This window comes from Actinokineospora terrae (assembly GCF_900111175.1).
In the GTDB taxonomy this organism is placed as follows: Bacteria; Actinomycetota; Actinomycetes; order Mycobacteriales; family Pseudonocardiaceae; genus Actinokineospora; species Actinokineospora terrae.
In genome coordinates this window covers 39,585-55,030 of record NZ_FOGI01000011.1, presented here as the reverse complement: position 1 = coordinate 55,030, position 15,446 = coordinate 39,585, and the positions used below count along the sequence as shown (strand labels likewise).

General features: G+C 69.7%; 15 protein-coding genes, 1 tRNA gene and 1 other RNA gene. 9 read left to right on the top strand and 8 right to left on the bottom strand.

The window, feature by feature from the left end:
* Window positions 1–231: 231 nt before the first annotated feature.
* Both BMY07_RS35570 and BMY07_RS24340 read right to left on the bottom strand, forming a co-directional pair.
* Window positions 232–408, bottom strand: a complete 177-nt coding sequence (locus BMY07_RS35570; protein WP_245782650.1) for a hypothetical protein — start codon at window positions 406–408, stop codon at window positions 232–234.
* Window positions 409–973: 565 nt separating this feature from the next.
* A tRNA-Ala gene (locus BMY07_RS24340) sits at window positions 974–1,046 on the bottom strand.
* Between the two features lie 126 nt (window positions 1,047–1,172).
* Between BMY07_RS24340 and BMY07_RS24335 the strand changes: the two genes are divergently transcribed.
* Window positions 1,173–2,444: a phenylacetate--CoA ligase family protein gene (locus tag BMY07_RS24335; protein ID WP_092783197.1), complete on the top strand. Its 1,272-nt coding sequence runs from the start codon at window positions 1,173–1,175 to the stop codon at window positions 2,442–2,444.
* 187 nt (window positions 2,445–2,631) lie between these two features.
* Here the strand turns inward: BMY07_RS24335 and BMY07_RS24330 are convergent, their stop codons facing one another.
* Window positions 2,632–3,492, bottom strand: coding sequence for a DsbA family protein (locus BMY07_RS24330; protein ID WP_092783194.1), 861 nt, complete (start codon window positions 3,490–3,492; stop codon window positions 2,632–2,634).
* A gap of 75 nt (window positions 3,493–3,567) precedes the next feature.
* Window positions 3,568–4,350, bottom strand: coding sequence for a MauE/DoxX family redox-associated membrane protein (locus tag BMY07_RS35940; RefSeq protein ID WP_425426353.1), 783 nt, complete (start codon window positions 4,348–4,350; stop codon window positions 3,568–3,570).
* 66 nt (window positions 4,351–4,416) lie between these two features.
* Here BMY07_RS35940 and hrpB point away from each other — a divergent pair, with 66 nt between their 5' ends.
* The 3 genes from hrpB to BMY07_RS24310 all read left to right on the top strand — a co-directional run bounded on the left by hrpB (window position 4,417) and on the right by BMY07_RS24310 (window position 8,230).
* On the top strand, window positions 4,417–6,813 hold the full coding sequence (gene hrpB, locus BMY07_RS24320; RefSeq protein ID WP_092783191.1) for an ATP-dependent helicase HrpB: 2,397 nt from the start codon (window positions 4,417–4,419) through the stop codon (window positions 6,811–6,813).
* Between the two features lie 43 nt (window positions 6,814–6,856).
* Window positions 6,857–7,336, top strand: a complete 480-nt coding sequence (locus BMY07_RS24315; protein ID WP_092783188.1) for a DUF2127 domain-containing protein — start codon at window positions 6,857–6,859, stop codon at window positions 7,334–7,336.
* Window positions 7,337–7,594: 258 nt separating this feature from the next.
* Entirely contained in the window at window positions 7,595–8,230 is a 636-nt protein-coding gene (locus BMY07_RS24310) for a DedA family protein (protein ID WP_425426347.1), read from the top strand.
* On the opposite strand, the gene BMY07_RS24305 is transcribed toward BMY07_RS24310, so the two are convergent.
* Window positions 8,187–8,858 carry a response regulator gene (locus BMY07_RS24305; protein ID WP_092783185.1) on the bottom strand — a complete coding sequence of 224 codons (672 nt, stop codon included), beginning with the start codon at window positions 8,856–8,858 and terminating at the stop codon, window positions 8,187–8,189. The two genes, BMY07_RS24310 and BMY07_RS24305, sit on opposite strands and share 44 nt — an antisense overlap.
* On the bottom strand, window positions 8,855–10,396 hold the full coding sequence (locus tag BMY07_RS24300) for a sensor histidine kinase (RefSeq protein ID WP_092783182.1): 1,542 nt from the start codon (window positions 10,394–10,396) through the stop codon (window positions 8,855–8,857). Before BMY07_RS24300 ends, BMY07_RS24305 begins: the two co-directional genes overlap by 4 nt.
* Window positions 10,397–10,485: 89 nt before the next feature.
* On the opposite strand from BMY07_RS24300, the gene BMY07_RS24295 reads away from it, so the two are divergent.
* Complete coding sequence (locus BMY07_RS24295; protein WP_092783179.1) at window positions 10,486–10,962, top strand: SixA phosphatase family protein; 477 nt, start codon at window positions 10,486–10,488, stop codon at window positions 10,960–10,962.
* On the opposite strand, the gene BMY07_RS24290 is transcribed toward BMY07_RS24295, so the two are convergent.
* Together BMY07_RS24290 and ssrA are read right to left on the bottom strand one after the other, a co-directional pair.
* Window positions 10,952–11,416 carry a hypothetical protein gene (locus tag BMY07_RS24290; protein ID WP_092783176.1) on the bottom strand — a complete coding sequence of 155 codons (465 nt, stop codon included), beginning with the start codon at window positions 11,414–11,416 and terminating at the stop codon, window positions 10,952–10,954. The two genes, BMY07_RS24295 and BMY07_RS24290, sit on opposite strands and share 11 nt — an antisense overlap.
* Before the next feature lie 294 nt (window positions 11,417–11,710).
* Window positions 11,711–12,083, bottom strand: a transfer-messenger RNA (tmRNA) gene (ssrA, locus tag BMY07_RS24285).
* 149 nt (window positions 12,084–12,232) lie between these two features.
* Here ssrA and BMY07_RS24280 point away from each other — a divergent pair.
* From BMY07_RS24280 to BMY07_RS24265, 4 genes are read left to right on the top strand one after another with little or no spacing between them, the layout of a single operon-like run.
* Complete coding sequence (locus BMY07_RS24280; protein WP_245782623.1) at window positions 12,233–12,931, top strand: sensor domain-containing protein; 699 nt, start codon at window positions 12,233–12,235, stop codon at window positions 12,929–12,931.
* Between the two features lie 2 nt (window positions 12,932–12,933).
* Entirely contained in the window at window positions 12,934–14,061 is a 1,128-nt protein-coding gene (locus tag BMY07_RS24275) for a sensor histidine kinase (RefSeq protein ID WP_092783173.1), read from the top strand.
* On the top strand, window positions 14,049–14,693 hold the full coding sequence (locus tag BMY07_RS24270) for a response regulator transcription factor (RefSeq protein ID WP_170224681.1): 645 nt from the start codon (window positions 14,049–14,051) through the stop codon (window positions 14,691–14,693). Before BMY07_RS24275 ends, BMY07_RS24270 begins: the two co-directional genes overlap by 13 nt.
* A 31-nt stretch (window positions 14,694–14,724) precedes the next feature.
* Complete coding sequence (locus tag BMY07_RS24265) at window positions 14,725–15,420, top strand: LppX_LprAFG lipoprotein (RefSeq protein WP_143073619.1); 696 nt, start codon at window positions 14,725–14,727, stop codon at window positions 15,418–15,420.
* Window positions 15,421–15,446 lie beyond the last annotated feature (26 nt).

Genomic DNA, 15,446 nt, shown 5'->3' with positions numbered 1-15,446 from the left:
GGTTGCGATCCTCGCCGACCCGCGAGGGTCGGCGCTGCCCTGCCTGAGCAGGGGTTATGCCAATGGCAGGTCATTCGGTCCGGTTGATCGTCCCGCTGTCTGGGATGACGCGCCGTGTCGAGGTTCGGGACCTCCCGGCGTGTCAACGCACGCTAGAGGTTCCGAACACGCGTGCGGCGCCTCTGGCACCTCACACACGTACCTGCTGTTGACAGGCCATGGGTGGTTCTATCAGATGATGAACGGCCCGTGGTGCCGTGCGTCCATAGCGGCACCGAGATGGCGAGCCGCGCTGAACGCACCGCGGTCAAGTTGACAGATGCCGTAGAAATCCGAGGTAGGGGTCAAGGCCGACCTGGTCCAGGCGCCGTGGACGGCGACGCGGAGCATGGCGTAGCCGAAGGACAGCAGGCAGTTGACCGGGTCCGTGGGTGGCCGCCGCGTGCGTCCCGATGTGGCACCGGGCCGAGTTGGTCGAGCGACCGCGGCAATGGCCGCGAGGTAGGCGTATCCGAGTCCGCACCGCCCGAGCCCGCAGTGGTTGAGCCGTCACCGCTGGGCCATCGCGCACGCCATGTCCCGACTGACCGGCCACCCACCCCCGCCTCCCACCTTGCTACGAGAGACCACGGCGCAACCACCTCGCCCCTCGACCTGACCGCGGCACGCTCTGCCGCAACGATCCCCCAGGACCGCCACCTAGGACACGGAACCAAATCGACCACATCCACGTGCACAGCCACGACCGGGACGCCGCCCCACAAGGCACGGAACTACCCCACGAACACGACATGGCCTTCGAACGTCTACGTGGAGCTGGAGCAAACCCATGACCCTATATCGCGGGATTTCGGGCGCTGCTCCAGTTTCGCTCCACTTACCGCCGTCACCGTCCATTCGGGACGGACAAACAAGATCGCCCGCCGACCAAGTTCACGCAGGTCAGCGGGCGAAAATGACGAACATTCAATTGTGGAGCTGAGGGGATTCGAACCCCTGACCCTCACACTGCCAGTGTGATGCGCTACCAACTGCGCTACAGCCCCGTACCAGTCATGCCGGTGAAGTACCCGGCGTGCTGCGCATACGTTACAACACCGGGTGGGGGTGGGTGAAATCGGGGGGTGGGTTGGGGGTTCCCGTCGGGGGGTTCGGGGTGTTAGACCGTGGGGATGACCGCTGGTGAGGTGTTGGGGGTTGGATTGCGGCTCGACCGGTTGCGTGGGCTGGTGGACCGGTTGTTGGCCGCTGGGGGCGTGCAGGGGCAGCGGTTGCGGGACTGCGGGGTCACCGGTGGGGGTGATGTCGACCTGGTGAGTTTGCGGCGGTTGCCCACGATCGGTAAGCGGGATCTGTGGGACCACTACCCGTACGGGTTGCGGGCGGTGGATGCCGATGACGTGGTGTGTGTTCATGGGTCGTCGGGGACGGGTGGGCGGCCGACGCTGGTGCCGTACACCGCGCGGGATCTGGAGATCTGGGCGGAGGTGGTGGCGCGGGCGCTGGCGGGGGCCGGGGTGACGAGCCGGAGCGTGGTGCACAACGCGTACGGGTACGGGCTGTTCACCGGGGGGTTGGGCATCCACCACGGGGCGGTGCGGTTGGGGGCGACGGTGGTGCCGCTCTCGGGCGGGATGACCGAGCGGCAGGTGCGGTTGATCCAGGACCTGCGGCCGGACGTGCTGACCTGCACGCCGTCGTACGCCATCCACCTGGGTGAGGCGCTGGGCGGGGCGCCGAACAGCCTGCGGGTGGGGTTGTTCGGGGCGGAGCCGTGGACGGAGGAGATGCGGGTCCAGATCGAGGGGTTGCTGGGGATCCGCGCACTGGACATCTACGGGCTGTCCGAGGTCATCGGGCCGGGGGTGGCGTGCGAGGCGCTGGACTCCGGTGGGCTGCTCAACATCGCCGACGACCACTTCTACCCCGAGTGCGTCGACGCCGAGGGCGAGCCGGTGCCGGACGGGACACCCGGCGAGCTGGTGTTCACCACGCTGACCAAGACCGGCATGCCACTGCTGCGCTACCGCACCGGCGACGTCGCGACCCTCACCCCGCCCACGGCGGACGCGCCGCACCGGATGTCGAAGCTGCTCGGCCGCACCGACGACATGCTGGTCATCCGCGGGGTCAACGTGTTCCCCACCGAGGTGGAGGCGGTGCTGCTCGCCGACGCCCGGCTCAGCCCGCACTACCTCGTTGTCGAGGACCGCCGGGTGCCCGCGCGCCCCGAACTGCGGCTCGCGGTGGAGACCAGGACCGACATCGACCCCGCCCCCGTGGCCGCGGCCCTCACCGCCGCGCTGCGCGAACGCCTCGGCGTGGGCTGCGACGTGCGCGTCCTGCCCCCCGGCGCCATCCCCCGCACCGACACCGGCAAGGCCAAACGCCTCGCCCGCTGGACCGACGGCGACAGCCCCCTGCCTGGCCTGACCTGGGACTGACGCCGAGCTCGCCTCGCCCGGCGGCCACGAGCACCCAGACGGTGCCGCCCACCAAGCGGCGCCCGGGTGAGCACCTGGAACCCGACGCCCCGCGCCACGAGGACGCGGGCCACTGATCAGGGAGTGACCACACGGACCAGCCCGTCAGGGCGCTCAGCCCGTCAGGGCGCTCAGCCCGTCAGGGCGCTCAGCCCGTCAGGGCGCTCAGCCAGTTCGGGTCGCTGGTGTCGATGACCTTGTTGTTCGCGGCGAGGGTCGGGGTGCCGAACGCCTTCTGGCCGTTGTACTCCTGCTGCAGGTAGTCGGTGCTCCTGACCTGGTTGAAGGCGTCGGTGATCTGCTGGTCGTACTTGCCGGAACGGACGCCGTCGGTGAAGGCCTGGGAGGTCAGGCCGAGGGCGCCGCCCAGGGTGATGAGCTGCTCCTTGGTCCAGCCGCGGGCGCCTTCCTCGGGCTGGTTGGCGAACAGGCTCTTGTGGAAGGCGAGGAACTTGCCCTCGTCGGCGGCGAGCAGGGCGGCGTTGGCCGAGTCGGTCGAGTACCCGGCCGGGTCCGAGCGGTCGTTGAGCATGTTGAGCATGTGGAAGCGGACCTTGAGGGTGCCGTCGGTGAGCTTGCCCTCGATCTGCCCGGCGTAGGTGTCCTCGAACGAGCGGCAAGCCGGGCAGAGGAAGTCCTCGTAGACGTCGACGGTGGCCTTGGCGTCCGCCTTGCCGACCACGACGACGGCGCCGTCCCTGGTCACCGGGACGGTCACGCTCACGGACTTGGGCGCGATGGCGGCGCCCTCGGTGGCGCTCTTCTGGCTGTTGGTGTAGATCACGCCGCCGATCACGGCCGCCGCGATGACCACCACGACCAGCACGCCGACGATGATCGGGTTGCGATTCCCGCCGGAGCGCCTGGCCGCCGCGACCGGACTCGCCTTCCGCCCGGCCGGACCCGCCTTGGCCGCCGCGGCGCCCCTCGACCCGGTCGAGGTCGCCACACCGCCACCGGCCGTCTGGTTCTGCCGCCGCTTCCGCGCGCTGCGCTGCGCTCCGCCCATCAGTACCTCTCCTCCAGCCCGCCGGCCCGCGAACCCGCCGACGCCCCGATCACCAATGCCGTCACCACCGACCCGCTACCGCGCGGGCCCACGCTCTCCGGACGAACGCCCCGGCGCTTCGTCACGTCCCGGCACTTCATCCGCTCGTGCCCCGTCCACCCGCGCCCCGCTCGCAGGCGCGCGCCCGTCCACCAGACCCACGCCCGCCGACCCCGCGCCGCTCAGCCCCGCGCCGCCCAACCTCGTGTTGGCCGGGCCGGCGCCATCCAGCTGCGCGCCATCCAGATCGGTGCCATCCAGATCGGTGCCATCCAGATCGGTGCCATCCAGATCGGTGCCATCCAGGTCAGCGTCGTCGAGGTCAGCGTCGTCGAGGTCGTCGTCCGGCTCCACGTCCTCGTCCGCCGCGGTGGGCGCGAAGCGGCCGTCGAGCGACAGCCGGGTGCGCGGTCGCACGACCAGCCACACGGCCATGAGCAGGAAGCCCGCGTCCCTGGCTATCTCCTGCGGGTAGCGCGTGTCGCCCTCGGCCACCGCTCCGCCACCGCCGAAGCAGCCGCAGTCGATGCTGAGGCCCCGTGCCCAGGACTGGGCCACGGCGGCGATGAACGCCAGCAGCACCAGCACCGACAGCACGCCGGTCAGCCGGGTACCCAGGCCGAGCAGCAGCAGCACGCCGAGCGCGAGCTCCAGGAACGGCATCGCCGCGGCGACCACGCTGACCAACCCGCCGGGCAGCACGTCGTAGGCCTGCACGGCGATGTAGGTCTGGTTCGGGTCGCTCACCTTGAGCCAGCCGGACACCAGCCACACACCGGCCAACCCGAGCCGGAACAGGGTGCCGACGATGTCGAACACCGTCCCTTTCGTCACGGTCACCGAGGCTACCCGGGCACGCTGAGCGCAACCTGAGAAGCTGGTGCGGTGCTCCCGAGAGACCTGCCCGACCTGCCGGTGCGCGCCGCGTTGGCCGAGATCACCCGAACGGTGACCGACCACGGCGTGGCGGTGCTGGTCGCGCCCCCGGGTACCGGCAAGACCACGCTCGTGCCGTTGGCCTTGGCCGAAACCGGCAAGGTCGTCGTCGCCGAGCCGCGCAGGCTCGCCGCCCGGGCTGCCGCGGCACGAATGGCCGCCCTCCTCGGCGAGCCGGTGGGCCGCACGGTCGGCTACTCGGTGCGGGGTGACCGCAAGACCTCGCGTGACACCAGGATCGAGGTGGTCACCTCCGGGTTGTTGGTGCGCCGCTTGCAGAGCGACCCCGAGTTGTCCGGTGTGGACACCGTGTTGCTCGACGAGTGCCACGAGCGGCACCTCGACGCCGACCTGTTGCTGGCACTGCTGCTCGATGCCCGCGACGGGCTCCGCCCCGATCTGCGACTGCTGGCCACGAGCGCCACCGTCGCCTCCGACACGCTCGCCACCTTGCTCGGCGACGCACCGGTGATACGCGTCGAGGCGCGGACCTACCCGGTCGATGTGTTCTACCGCCCACCATTGCGCGGTGAACGCATAGAGCAGTGCGTCGCGAGGACCGTCCACAGTGCTCTCTCGGAGCAGGACGGCGATGTGCTGGTGTTCCTGCCCGGCGCCGCCGAGATTCGACGGGTCGCGGACGCCCTGCGCGGAGTCGACGCTGACGTACTCCCCCTGCACGGCAGGCTCACGAGCACCGACCAGGACGCCGCGCTCCGACAGGGTCAACGCCGACGGGTCGTGCTCTCGACCGCGGTCGCCGAATCGAGCCTGACGGTGCCTGGTGTGCGGATCGTGGTGGACGCCGGACAGTCCCGGGTGCCACGCGTGGACCACCGGCGCGGGATGGCCGGGCTGACGACGGTGCGGGTGTCCGCGGCGGTGGCGGAGCAGCGCGCGGGTCGCGCGGGCCGAGAAGCTCCTGGCTGGGTCTACCGGTGTTGGCCGGAGAACGAGCACGCGACGCTGCCCCGATACCCGGAGCCGGAGATCCGCACCGCCGACCTGACCCGGTTGGCGCTGGAGCTGGCGTGCTGGGGTACCCCGGACGGATCGGGTTTGCGCTGGTGGGACGCGCCGCCCGCGGGTCCGCTCGCCGCAGGTCGGGAGACCCTGACCGCGTTGGGCGCCCTCGCCGATGGGGCGGTGACCGACCGGGGCCGGGCAATGGCCCGGCTCGGCCTGCACCCGCGACTGGCCCGCGCCCTGCTCGACGGCGCGGCCGAGCTGGGCGCCAGGGCCACCGCCGAGGTGGTGGCCGTCTTGGACGACGACACCCTGGCCACCGATGTCGACCTGGAGGCGGCGCTGCGCGCTCTCCGCGCCAACCCGGGCCGGTGGCGGCGCGAGGTGGACCGCCTGACCGCGCTGGTCCCCGGTTCGACGCGAGCGCGGGTGGACCCGGCGCTGGTGGTCGCCCTCGCGCACCCGGAGCGCCTGGCCAGGCGCCGCTCCCCCGGGTCCACGGCGTACCTGATGGTCAACGGCACCGCGGTCGAGGCGCCCGGCGGCCTCGGCGACCCGGAGTGGCTGGCGGTGGCCATCGCCGAGCGCCGCCCCGGCGCCGCGCACGGACGGGTCCGGCTCGCGGCCCGCGCTGACGAGGCCCTGGCGGTCAGCGCGGCGGCACCGCTGCTGGTCGAGGGCGACGAGGTGATCTGGGCGGACGGCGATGTGGTCGCCCGCCGGGTGCGCAGGCTCGGTGCGATCGTGCTGCGGGAGAAACCGCTGTCGAACCCACCCACCGCGGCGGTGCGGGAGGCGGTGCTGACCGGGCTGCGCCGGGAAGGTCTCAGCGTCGTGCGGTTCTCCCCGGCGGCGGCGTCCCTGCGGGACCGGTTGGCTCTGGTGCGCCGCGTGCTGGGCCCGCCATGGCCGGAGGTGACGGACGAGGCGCTCGTAGCAGCGGGCGAGCAGTGGATCGGGTCCGCCCGCAACCGCGCCGACCTGCGCAAGCTCGACATGATTACGGCCCTGCGCACGCTGCTGCCCTGGCCGCAGGCCGGTCGGCTGGCGGAGCTGGCCCCCGAGCGGGTCGAGGTCCCCTCGGGCTCGATGATCCGGTTGGACTACTCCGGCGACGCGCCCGCGCTGCCGGTGAAGATCCAGGAGGTGTTCGGCTGGACCAGCGGCCCGACGCTGGTCGACGGCCGGGTGCCGGTGGTGCTGCACCTGCTCTCGCCCGCCGGTCGCCCGGTCGCGGTGACCGCCGACCTGACCTCGTTCTGGTCGGGCGGCTACCAGCAGGTCCGGGCCGAACTCCGCGGCCGGTACCCGAAGCACCGCTGGCCGGAGGACCCGATGACGGCCCCACCGACCCGGCACACGATCAACCGCGGCCGGTGACCCTCGCCAGGACAGCGGGCGCAGGCGGGCCCATGCTGGTCCGGTGCATGGATTGTTCCGAGCGGCCCTGGCCGTCAAGGCCGTCGACGGCGGCGCGCAACTGCTGGGCGGCCTGGTGCTCGCCATCATCCCGACCACCGTCCTCACCGGCCTCGCGAACGACCTGCTGACCCGGGACCTGGTGGGCAACCACGACGGGACCCTCGCCCACCACCTGGCCAACGCGATCCGCGACTTCGGCAACCCCAGCACCCGGGTCTTCGCCGTCGTCTTCCTGCTCCTGCACGGCATGGTGAAACTGGGCCTCGTCGCCGCCCTGTACCGCCAGATCCGTCCCGCGTACCCCATCGCCGCGCTCATCCTCACCGCCTTCGTCGTCTACGAACTGATCCGAGCCGTGCACACCGGCTCGATCGCGCTGCCGTTCTTCGCCGCCCTGGACCTCATCACCATCGCGCTCGTCCTGCGCGAGTACCGGGACCTCCGGAAGCGATCTCCCCAGCGGAACCCGCCGACCAGGTAGTCGGAAATGGCTCCACACAGCCATATTGACAGCGGACACGGCGGTTCGCCTCACTCGGACAGGTGATTCGGGCTGACGAAAGTCGGGGGTCCGGGGGTGTCGATCAGCCACTGCGCCCCGACTGGTGCGCGCCCTAGCGTCGTGGGCAGCCGACGAAGGGGGCGATGTGATCGACATCCGGGGTGTGATCGAGTCGCGGGTTCCGAAACCCGACAAAACGGGTACGCCATCGGGCAGGCGCGAAAGGAGGCAGGACACGTGAGCAGCGGACCCGAGGGCGGGCTGACCGGGTGGGCGTTGGACGTCATGGACATGCTCGGCGGCCCTGGCGCCGGTCTGCTTGTGGCTGCCGAGAACCTGTTCCCACCGCTACCGAGCGAGGTGTTCCTACCGCTGGCCGGTTTCGCCGCCAGTCGTGGCGGCATCACGCTGTTCAGCGCGATCTTCTTCACGACGCTCGGTTCAGTCCTGGGCGCGTTAGCCCTGTACTGGCTCGGAGCGAAGTTGGGCCGGGAGCGGCTGCGTGCGCTGGTGGACAAGATCCCGTTGCTCGATGTGTCCGATGTGGAGAGAACGGAACGCTGGTTCGACAAGCACGGCGGCAAAGCAGTGTTCCTGGGCAGGATGTTGCCCATCTTCCGCAGTCTTATCTCCGTCCCAGCGGGACTTAACCGCATGCCGTTGGTGAAGTTCACGCTTCTTACCACCGCCGGCAGTCTTATCTGGAACTCCGCGTTCGTACTCGCGGGCTACCTGCTCGGGCAGAACTGGCACCTCATCGAGGGCTACGCCTCCGTGTTCGAGAAGGTCGTGCTCGGCCTGGTCGTGCTGGCCGTCGGCTGGTTCGTGATCAAGCGGGTGTCGGCCCGACGAGACCGGCCTCGTACGCGATGATCGCCGCCTGCACCCGGTTGCGGACGTCGAGGCGGGTCAGGATCGCGCTGACGTACGCCTTCACGGTGCCCTCGACCAGGTGCAGGCGTCGCGCGATCTCCGCGTTGGCCAGCCCGGCGCCGACCAACGCGAGCACCTCCCGCTCCCGCGCGGTGAGCGCCTCCACCCGTTCCCGCGCCTCAACCCGTGCGCCCATGCGCGCGGCGGGCCCGGATGACAGCTCCGCGATGACCCGCGAAGCGACCCGGGGCGACAGGTAGGCCGCCCCCTCGGCGACAGCGTGCACGCCCGCGATCAACTCTCGTGGGTCACCGGACTTGAGTAGGAACCCGCTCGCGCCACCTCCGAGCGCCTGCGCGATGTAAGAGTCTTCGGAGAAGGTGGTGAGGATGATGACCGCGGTGTCCGGCGCAGACCGGCGGATCTCAACAGCGGCGGCAAGGCCGTCCATGCTGGGCATGCGGATGTCGAGTAGAGCGACGTCAGGCCTGTGCGCAAGCGTTAGCTCTACCGCCGTCCGACCGTCTCCCGCCTCTGCGACTACCTCGATCCCGTCGTCGGCGGCCAGGATCGCGCGAACGCCTGCGCGGATCATGGCCTCGTCGTCGGCGAGCAGGATGCGGATCACTGATGGGGCTCCCTGACAACGTCCTTGGCCACCAACCGGTCGCCGTCGAAACACACCCTGAGTACGGCGGTGTTGAAGTTGAGGATGGCGGGCTCCGCTAGGTAGTAACGGCATCCCGCCCCGGGCGGGTTGGGCATGCTCGGAGCGTCCAGCATCTCCATCTCCGGCAGCATGTCCTCCGCTCCCTCCTTGGACTGACCTATCCACAGCCGGTCATAGTCTTCTAGCGGTAGGACAGAGTGCGTGACCGAATAGGCGTAATAGCCGAACATCACCGCCACTAGACCGGTCGCGATAGCCGCAGGCACGCCCACCGCGACGATCAGCCCACGGCGGGCGGTACGCCTAACTTGTTCGCGGACACTTTCGGTCGTCTCGATAGGTTCGACGACCGTGCCCGCGTCATGCGGTAGCCGTACCCGAACCGCGAACCCACCGTCCTCCGGCCCGGCGGCGAACGTGCCACCCATGAGCAACGCCCGCTCCCGCAGCCCGATGAGCCCGCGCTGGGTACCTCCGTCAGCCGCAACCGACCGGACCGGAGGCCCGTTGACCACGGACACCGACGTGAAGCTCTCGTTCCGTTCGACCCGCACGTCCACTGAGGCCCCAGGGGCGTACTTGGCCGCGTTGGTCAGGCCCTCTTGCACCACCCGGCGCACGGCGAGCCCAACAACCCCGGTCACGTCAACCTCGCCATCGAGGTCGACGGCCATGCCGGAGGCTCTAGCCCTCTCGACCAGGTCCGCGACGGAGTCGTTGGTAGGCCGCAGCGGTGCCAGCCTCCCCGGCTCCCCCAGCAGGCCGATGATCGTGCGCAGCGTCTCCGAAGCCTGTCCGGCGGTCATGCGCAGCTCGCCAGCCGCCTGGCGGTGGCGCTGATCGAGCCCTCTATCGACCTCCAGGCCTCCGGCGCGGAGCGCGATAAGAGCCAGTTCATGGCCAAGCGAGTCGTGCATGTCCTGGGCGATACGGGCCCGTTCACGCAGCCGCTCGCGCTCGGCGATGATCCGTTGCTCGCGCTCCAGTTGCTCGGCGCGCTGCCACCCGGCCCGCAGCAGTTCGGCCCGCTGCCGCATGAACCGGCCCGCGAACCACGGGAAGACGGCGAGCAGGACCAGGCCGAACACCATCCACAGCCACTGCATGACCTGCGTGTCCAACCTGCCCCGGATGACACCCAGCAACATGGCGTAACCGAGCCCGGCGGCGGCTAGAGCGCTGAACGCGTATACGGCTGGTCGAGGCCCTTCCAAGCGGCGCCCGAGCAGGTAACTCGTCAACACGGCGGCAATGGTGTAGCTGGCGCTCCCGACACCCGCCAGCACCAGGTAAGCCAGACCGGCAGAAGCCAGGACGAACGACGCGAGAGGCTGCGGCCGGGACACTACGACCGCGGTCACGAGCAGGCCGAACAACGCGAACACGTCCCACGTGAGCTTCGAGACCGGCATGTTCAACAGGACCTCTAGGCCGAACAACGTGCAGAGGCTTACCCCGATCGCAACATCAACGGCGACTGTTCGCGTCCGTTCCACCCGACCGACGCTACAAGCCAGGGGTGCGTTGTCGACACTGACGAAAGTAAAGCTGGTTCGATGGGGGTTCCACTGATGAGGAGGAGCCCATGCGCCGGTTGGTGGTGCTGCGACACGCGAAGTCGGCTTGGCCGGAGGGCGTGCCGGACTACCGTCGCCCGCTCAACGACCGAGGTCGGCGTGACGCCCCCGCGGTCGGCAGGTGGTTGGCCGACAACGTCGAGGCGATCGACCTAGCCCTGGTCTCGCCCGCGACCCGCACCAGGCAGACCTGGGAGCTGGCCGCGGCCGAGTTAACCGCCGTCCCACCCACGACCTTCGACGAGCAGCTCTACGGGGAGGGCGCCGAGTCGATACTGACCGTGCTGCGGTCAGTACCAGAGGGTGCGAAGACGGTCCTGCTGATCGGGCACAACCCGGACCTAGAGGACGTCGTGGAGACTCTTACCGGCACGCGCCCGGAGTTCAAGACGGCCGCCCTCGCGGTCCTGAGCTGGCCGGGCAAACGCCTCACCACCGCCGCGCACTCCTCGAACCTCCTCCTCACCGAGACGATCAGGGGCTGATCGCCTCGACCTCCCCTGGCGGGGGCGCCTGCACGTTCACCGCGTCCCCCCAGTGGTGGTAGTCCACTTTCACCACCACGTCCTCGACGCCCGGCGCGTCGACCCTGGCCTGGAACCGGGCGAGCTTGCCGCCGGGACCGACCCAGACCTCGGTCTTGACCTTGTCGGTCTCGGTCTCGTAGTCCCCGATCGGCATCCCGAAGACGTCCGGGGGGAGCGCGGTGGCGTCGATGTCCAGGGTGTACTTGGCGAGTTCCTGCCCGTCGAGGTAGTCCCGCTTGGCCTCGACGAGGGTGCCCTTGGTCACCGCGGTACCGACCTGCCGCGGGTCGATCGACGCGAACGCCGTGAAGACGCGGATGATCGGGTTGTCCGCCTTGCCCTGGTCGAGCTCGAACCAGACCTTGCCGCTCCGGGAACGCCGCCGTACTAGGCGCCCCCGTCGTCCCCCCAACGCCCTCGGAAGCCCTCTCCGAGCACCCCACCAGCCCCACTAAACACACCACAACCCCAACAACAACCCCACGCACCACAACCCCCATCCCCAGTTCCCCCAAGATCGTATCCACCCACCCCACCTAACCCCGCGAAGGCCAAAGGCCCAGCCCCACGCTGGTTCGAGACCGACCACACAACGCGCCCATCCCCCGCCACGCGCCCACCGCACCGTGGGGGTCTGGGGTCGTCCCCCAGAAACGTTGACGGGCGACCCCACCTGCGCTCTCCGCAGGTATGGGTCGCCCGTCGCTCGTGGAGGTGCCGGGAATCGAACCCGGGTCCTCTGTCGCTTCACCAGGACTTCTCCGTGCGCAGTTCGCAGTGTCTCTACTCGGCCCCACCGGTCACGCGAACAAGCCGGTGTGACGGGCCCAGCCACTGTGGGTTTCCCGCTTCGCCCCCGTGACCGGGGCGGGCGGTGAGCCTCCTAGCTGATGCCGGCTACCGGGGCGGAGGCTTCCCCGGGCCGACAGACTTGCGCTCGCTTAGGCAGCGAGGGCGAAGTCAGCGCGACTGTTAGTCTTGGCGCTTATTGTTTTGCGAGCGACGCTTGAGGTGGTCATCTCGCCTGCACCTGCACGCTTCCCCTGACTCGACGTCCAGAGTCGAAACCGTTCACCCCCGTGTGGGTTGGGACAACTTCCGTCCAGTCTAACGCTCCCGGGTTCTTGTTTCATCCCGGATACCGGAGGTAGGGCCAGCCCTACCCCTGGCTCGGTAGCGTCCCCCATGGAGGGGAGCCGTTCCGGCCGCGATGCTGGTGGTCAACGGCATGAGGAGGCGAGACGCGATGGGCGCGGTCGACAGCGGTGGGGTCATCGAGCGGGACGGGACGCGGCCGAACCCGTCGGTGCTGGGGTCGCTCGGGTACCTGGCGATGAACTTGCCGCTGGGGATCGCCGGGTTCGTGGCGGTGGTGACGCTGTTCAGCGTGGGGTTGAGCACGGCGGTGGTCTGGGTGGGGCTGCCGGTGTTGGCGTTGGCGGTCATGGGGGCGAGGCTGGGTGCTCGGGTGGAGCGGGCGCGGGTCTACGCGATGCTCGACACCTACATCGCCAGCCCGTACGTGCCGCTGCCGGAGCGAGGGCGGTGGAAGACCCGGGTGCGGGATGTCGCGACGTGGCGGGATGTGAGCTACTTCGTGCTGTTGCTGCCCATCGGGGTGTTCGAGTTCACGGTGATGATCACGATGTGGTCGCTCACGCTCGGGTTGTTGTTCCTGCCCATCTACTACCGGTACCTGCCTGAGGCGAGTTGGCGGGTCGGCGACTGGGACCACCCGCTGATCGTGGTGGACTCGTTTGTGGAGTCGCTGCCGTTCGCGGCGCTGGGGCTGCTGCTGTTGGCGGTGGCGCTACCGGTGACCAAGGGCCTCGGTCGGGCACACGCCTACTACGCCAGGGCGCTGCTGGGTCCTGCGCCGTCGTTCTTCGGCTCTTACCGTGCCGAGCCGCTGCCGAGTGGGGTCTAACGATGGAGTCACGCACCTACCCTCACCCCGCACGAGCGATCGCGTACCTGATCGGCGCGTTCCCTCTTAGCCTGTTCACCTTCGTCGTCACGGTCACGCTTATCAGCGTCGGTATCAGCACTGTGGTGATCTGGGTCGGTGTGGCAATCCTTGTCGGGGCGGCGCTCTTGGCGAGGGCCTTCGGCAACGTGCATAGAGCGTGGGCGCGGTTGCTGCTCGGCGCTGATCTGCCTACACGGCCGGTGATGGTCCCCGGCGAGGACGGCGTGCTGCGGCAGTGGCAGACCCTGATGACCGATCGGCGGACCTGGCGGGACGTCACCTACCTGATGATGGAGTTCCCGCTGTCGATCATCGGGTTCGCGCTGGGGATCGTGAGCATCCCGCTGTTCCCGTTGGCGCTGTTCCTCGCACCCCGCTACGCCTGGCTGCACTCGCAGTTGACCATCGCGATGCTCGGACCCGACCGCACGCAGGACCTGACCGCGCGGGCGAACCGCCTCCAGGCGTCGCGAGCCCGAGGGGTCGACGCGGCGGAGGCCGAGCGCAGGCGCATCGAGCGCGACCTGCACGACGGCGCGCAGCAGCGCCTGGTGGCTGTCGCAATGGGGCTGGGTAGGGCCAAGGGCAAGCTGGACGCGGACCCGGAGATGGCCAAGGCCCTGATCGATGAGGCGCACGCGGACGCCAAGCTCGCCGTGGCCGAGTTGCGTGACCTCGCGAGGGGGATCTACCCGGCGGTGCTCGGCGACCGGGGACTGGACGCGGCACTGTCATCGCTGGCGGCTAAGTGCCCGGTGCCGGTAGAGGTAACCGTCAACGTGGAGCCACGGCCGCCCGCGGCGGTGGAGAGCACCGCTTACTTCATCGTCGGCGAGTCGCTGACCAACATCGCCAAGCACTCCAACGCCAACGCGGTCACGGTGCGGGTGTGGCGCGCGGACCGGGCCACCGGCGACCAGGTCGTCGTCGAGATCACCGACGATGGCGACGGAGGCGCCGTCCTGCGTCCGGGGGGTGGCCTCGCCGGGCTCGCGGACCGCGCTGCGACGATTGACGGCGTGATGACCGTGGTGAGCCCCATCGGTGGGCCGACAGTGATCAGGGCAGACCTCCCGTGCGCGTGGTGATCGCCGAGGACTCGGTGCTGCTGCGCGTCGGGGTGACCAGGCTGCTCGCCGACGAGGACATCGAGACCGTCGCGGCGGTCGACGACGGGGACGGGCTGCTGCGCGCGGTCAGCGAACACCGCCCCGACCTGGCGATCGTCGATGTGCGGATGCCGCCGACGTTCACCGACGAGGGCCTGCGGGCCGCGCTGCGGGCCCGCGAGGAGATCCCCGGGCTGCCGGTGCTGGTGCTCTCGCAGTACGTCGAGGAGCGCTACGCGGTGGAACTGCTGGCCGGGGGCGCCGGGGGCGTGGGCTACCTGCTCAAGGAGCGCGTCGCCGACGTGGCGGACTTCGTCGACGCCGTGCACCGAGTCGCCGGTGGCGGCACCTGCATCGACCAGGAGGTGATCGCACAGCTCATGGCCAGAGGACGACGCAACCCGATAGACCTGCTCACCCCGCGCGAACGGGAGGTCCTCGGCCTGATGGCGCAGGGCCTGTCCAACATCGCCATCGCCCGCTCCCTGACGGTCTCCGACGGCGCGGTCGAGAAGCACGTGGGCAACATCTTCTCCAAGCTCGGGCTGGAGCCCAGCTCGGAAGAGCACCGCAGGGTCCGCGCGGTCCTTACCTTTCTCGACCGCGGCTAGGGCTATTGTGCGGCTCTAGGGGGTGGTCGTTATGCGCGGTGCCGTCGCCGTGGTTTGCCTGCTGTTGGCGTTATCTGGATGCTCGAAGGACTTTGTCGCCGAATACGGTGACGCTAAGGCACTCGGGTCAGCTTTAGAGGCTGCCGCGAACCGGGAGAAGACGGTACGCATCACCATCCCGTCCAGGCCCGGCTACGAGTCGATGGTGTCCTCGGGCGCGGCGCGGTTGGAGCAACCTGGGCCTGCTTTGCAGATCGAGGTGGGCAACGGGCAGGAGACGTGGAAGGTACTTGTGCGCGGGGAGCACACGTACTTGTCTCGACCGCCGAGCCGACTGTGGCGGGAGATCGGTCCGAAGTCGACCGGCAAGTCGGACCAGGCGATCGCGGCGGTGACGGGCGGGTTCGGGTCGCTCGACCCGCGCGTGCTGGCGGCGGACCTCGGTGCGGGCAAGCTGATCGAGTCGGCACAGGACGGCGACACGACTCGGTACCGGGTGCAGGTGACTCCGACCGGGTCCGGGTTCGGCGTCAGCGAGACGGTGCTGTCGATGCTGCCGGACAGGGCGTTCCCGGTGGACGTGTGGGTCGGTGCGGGCGGGCGACTGGTGCGGTTCGACGCGCACATCGACGACCGGAGCGGGAAATCCTCTCGCGCCACCTACAGCGACTGGGGACAGGCCGTTGACGTTGCCGCGCCTACGCCCGCGGAGATCGAGACCCCATAACCTCCAGTTTTGGCGCGAAGGCGTTC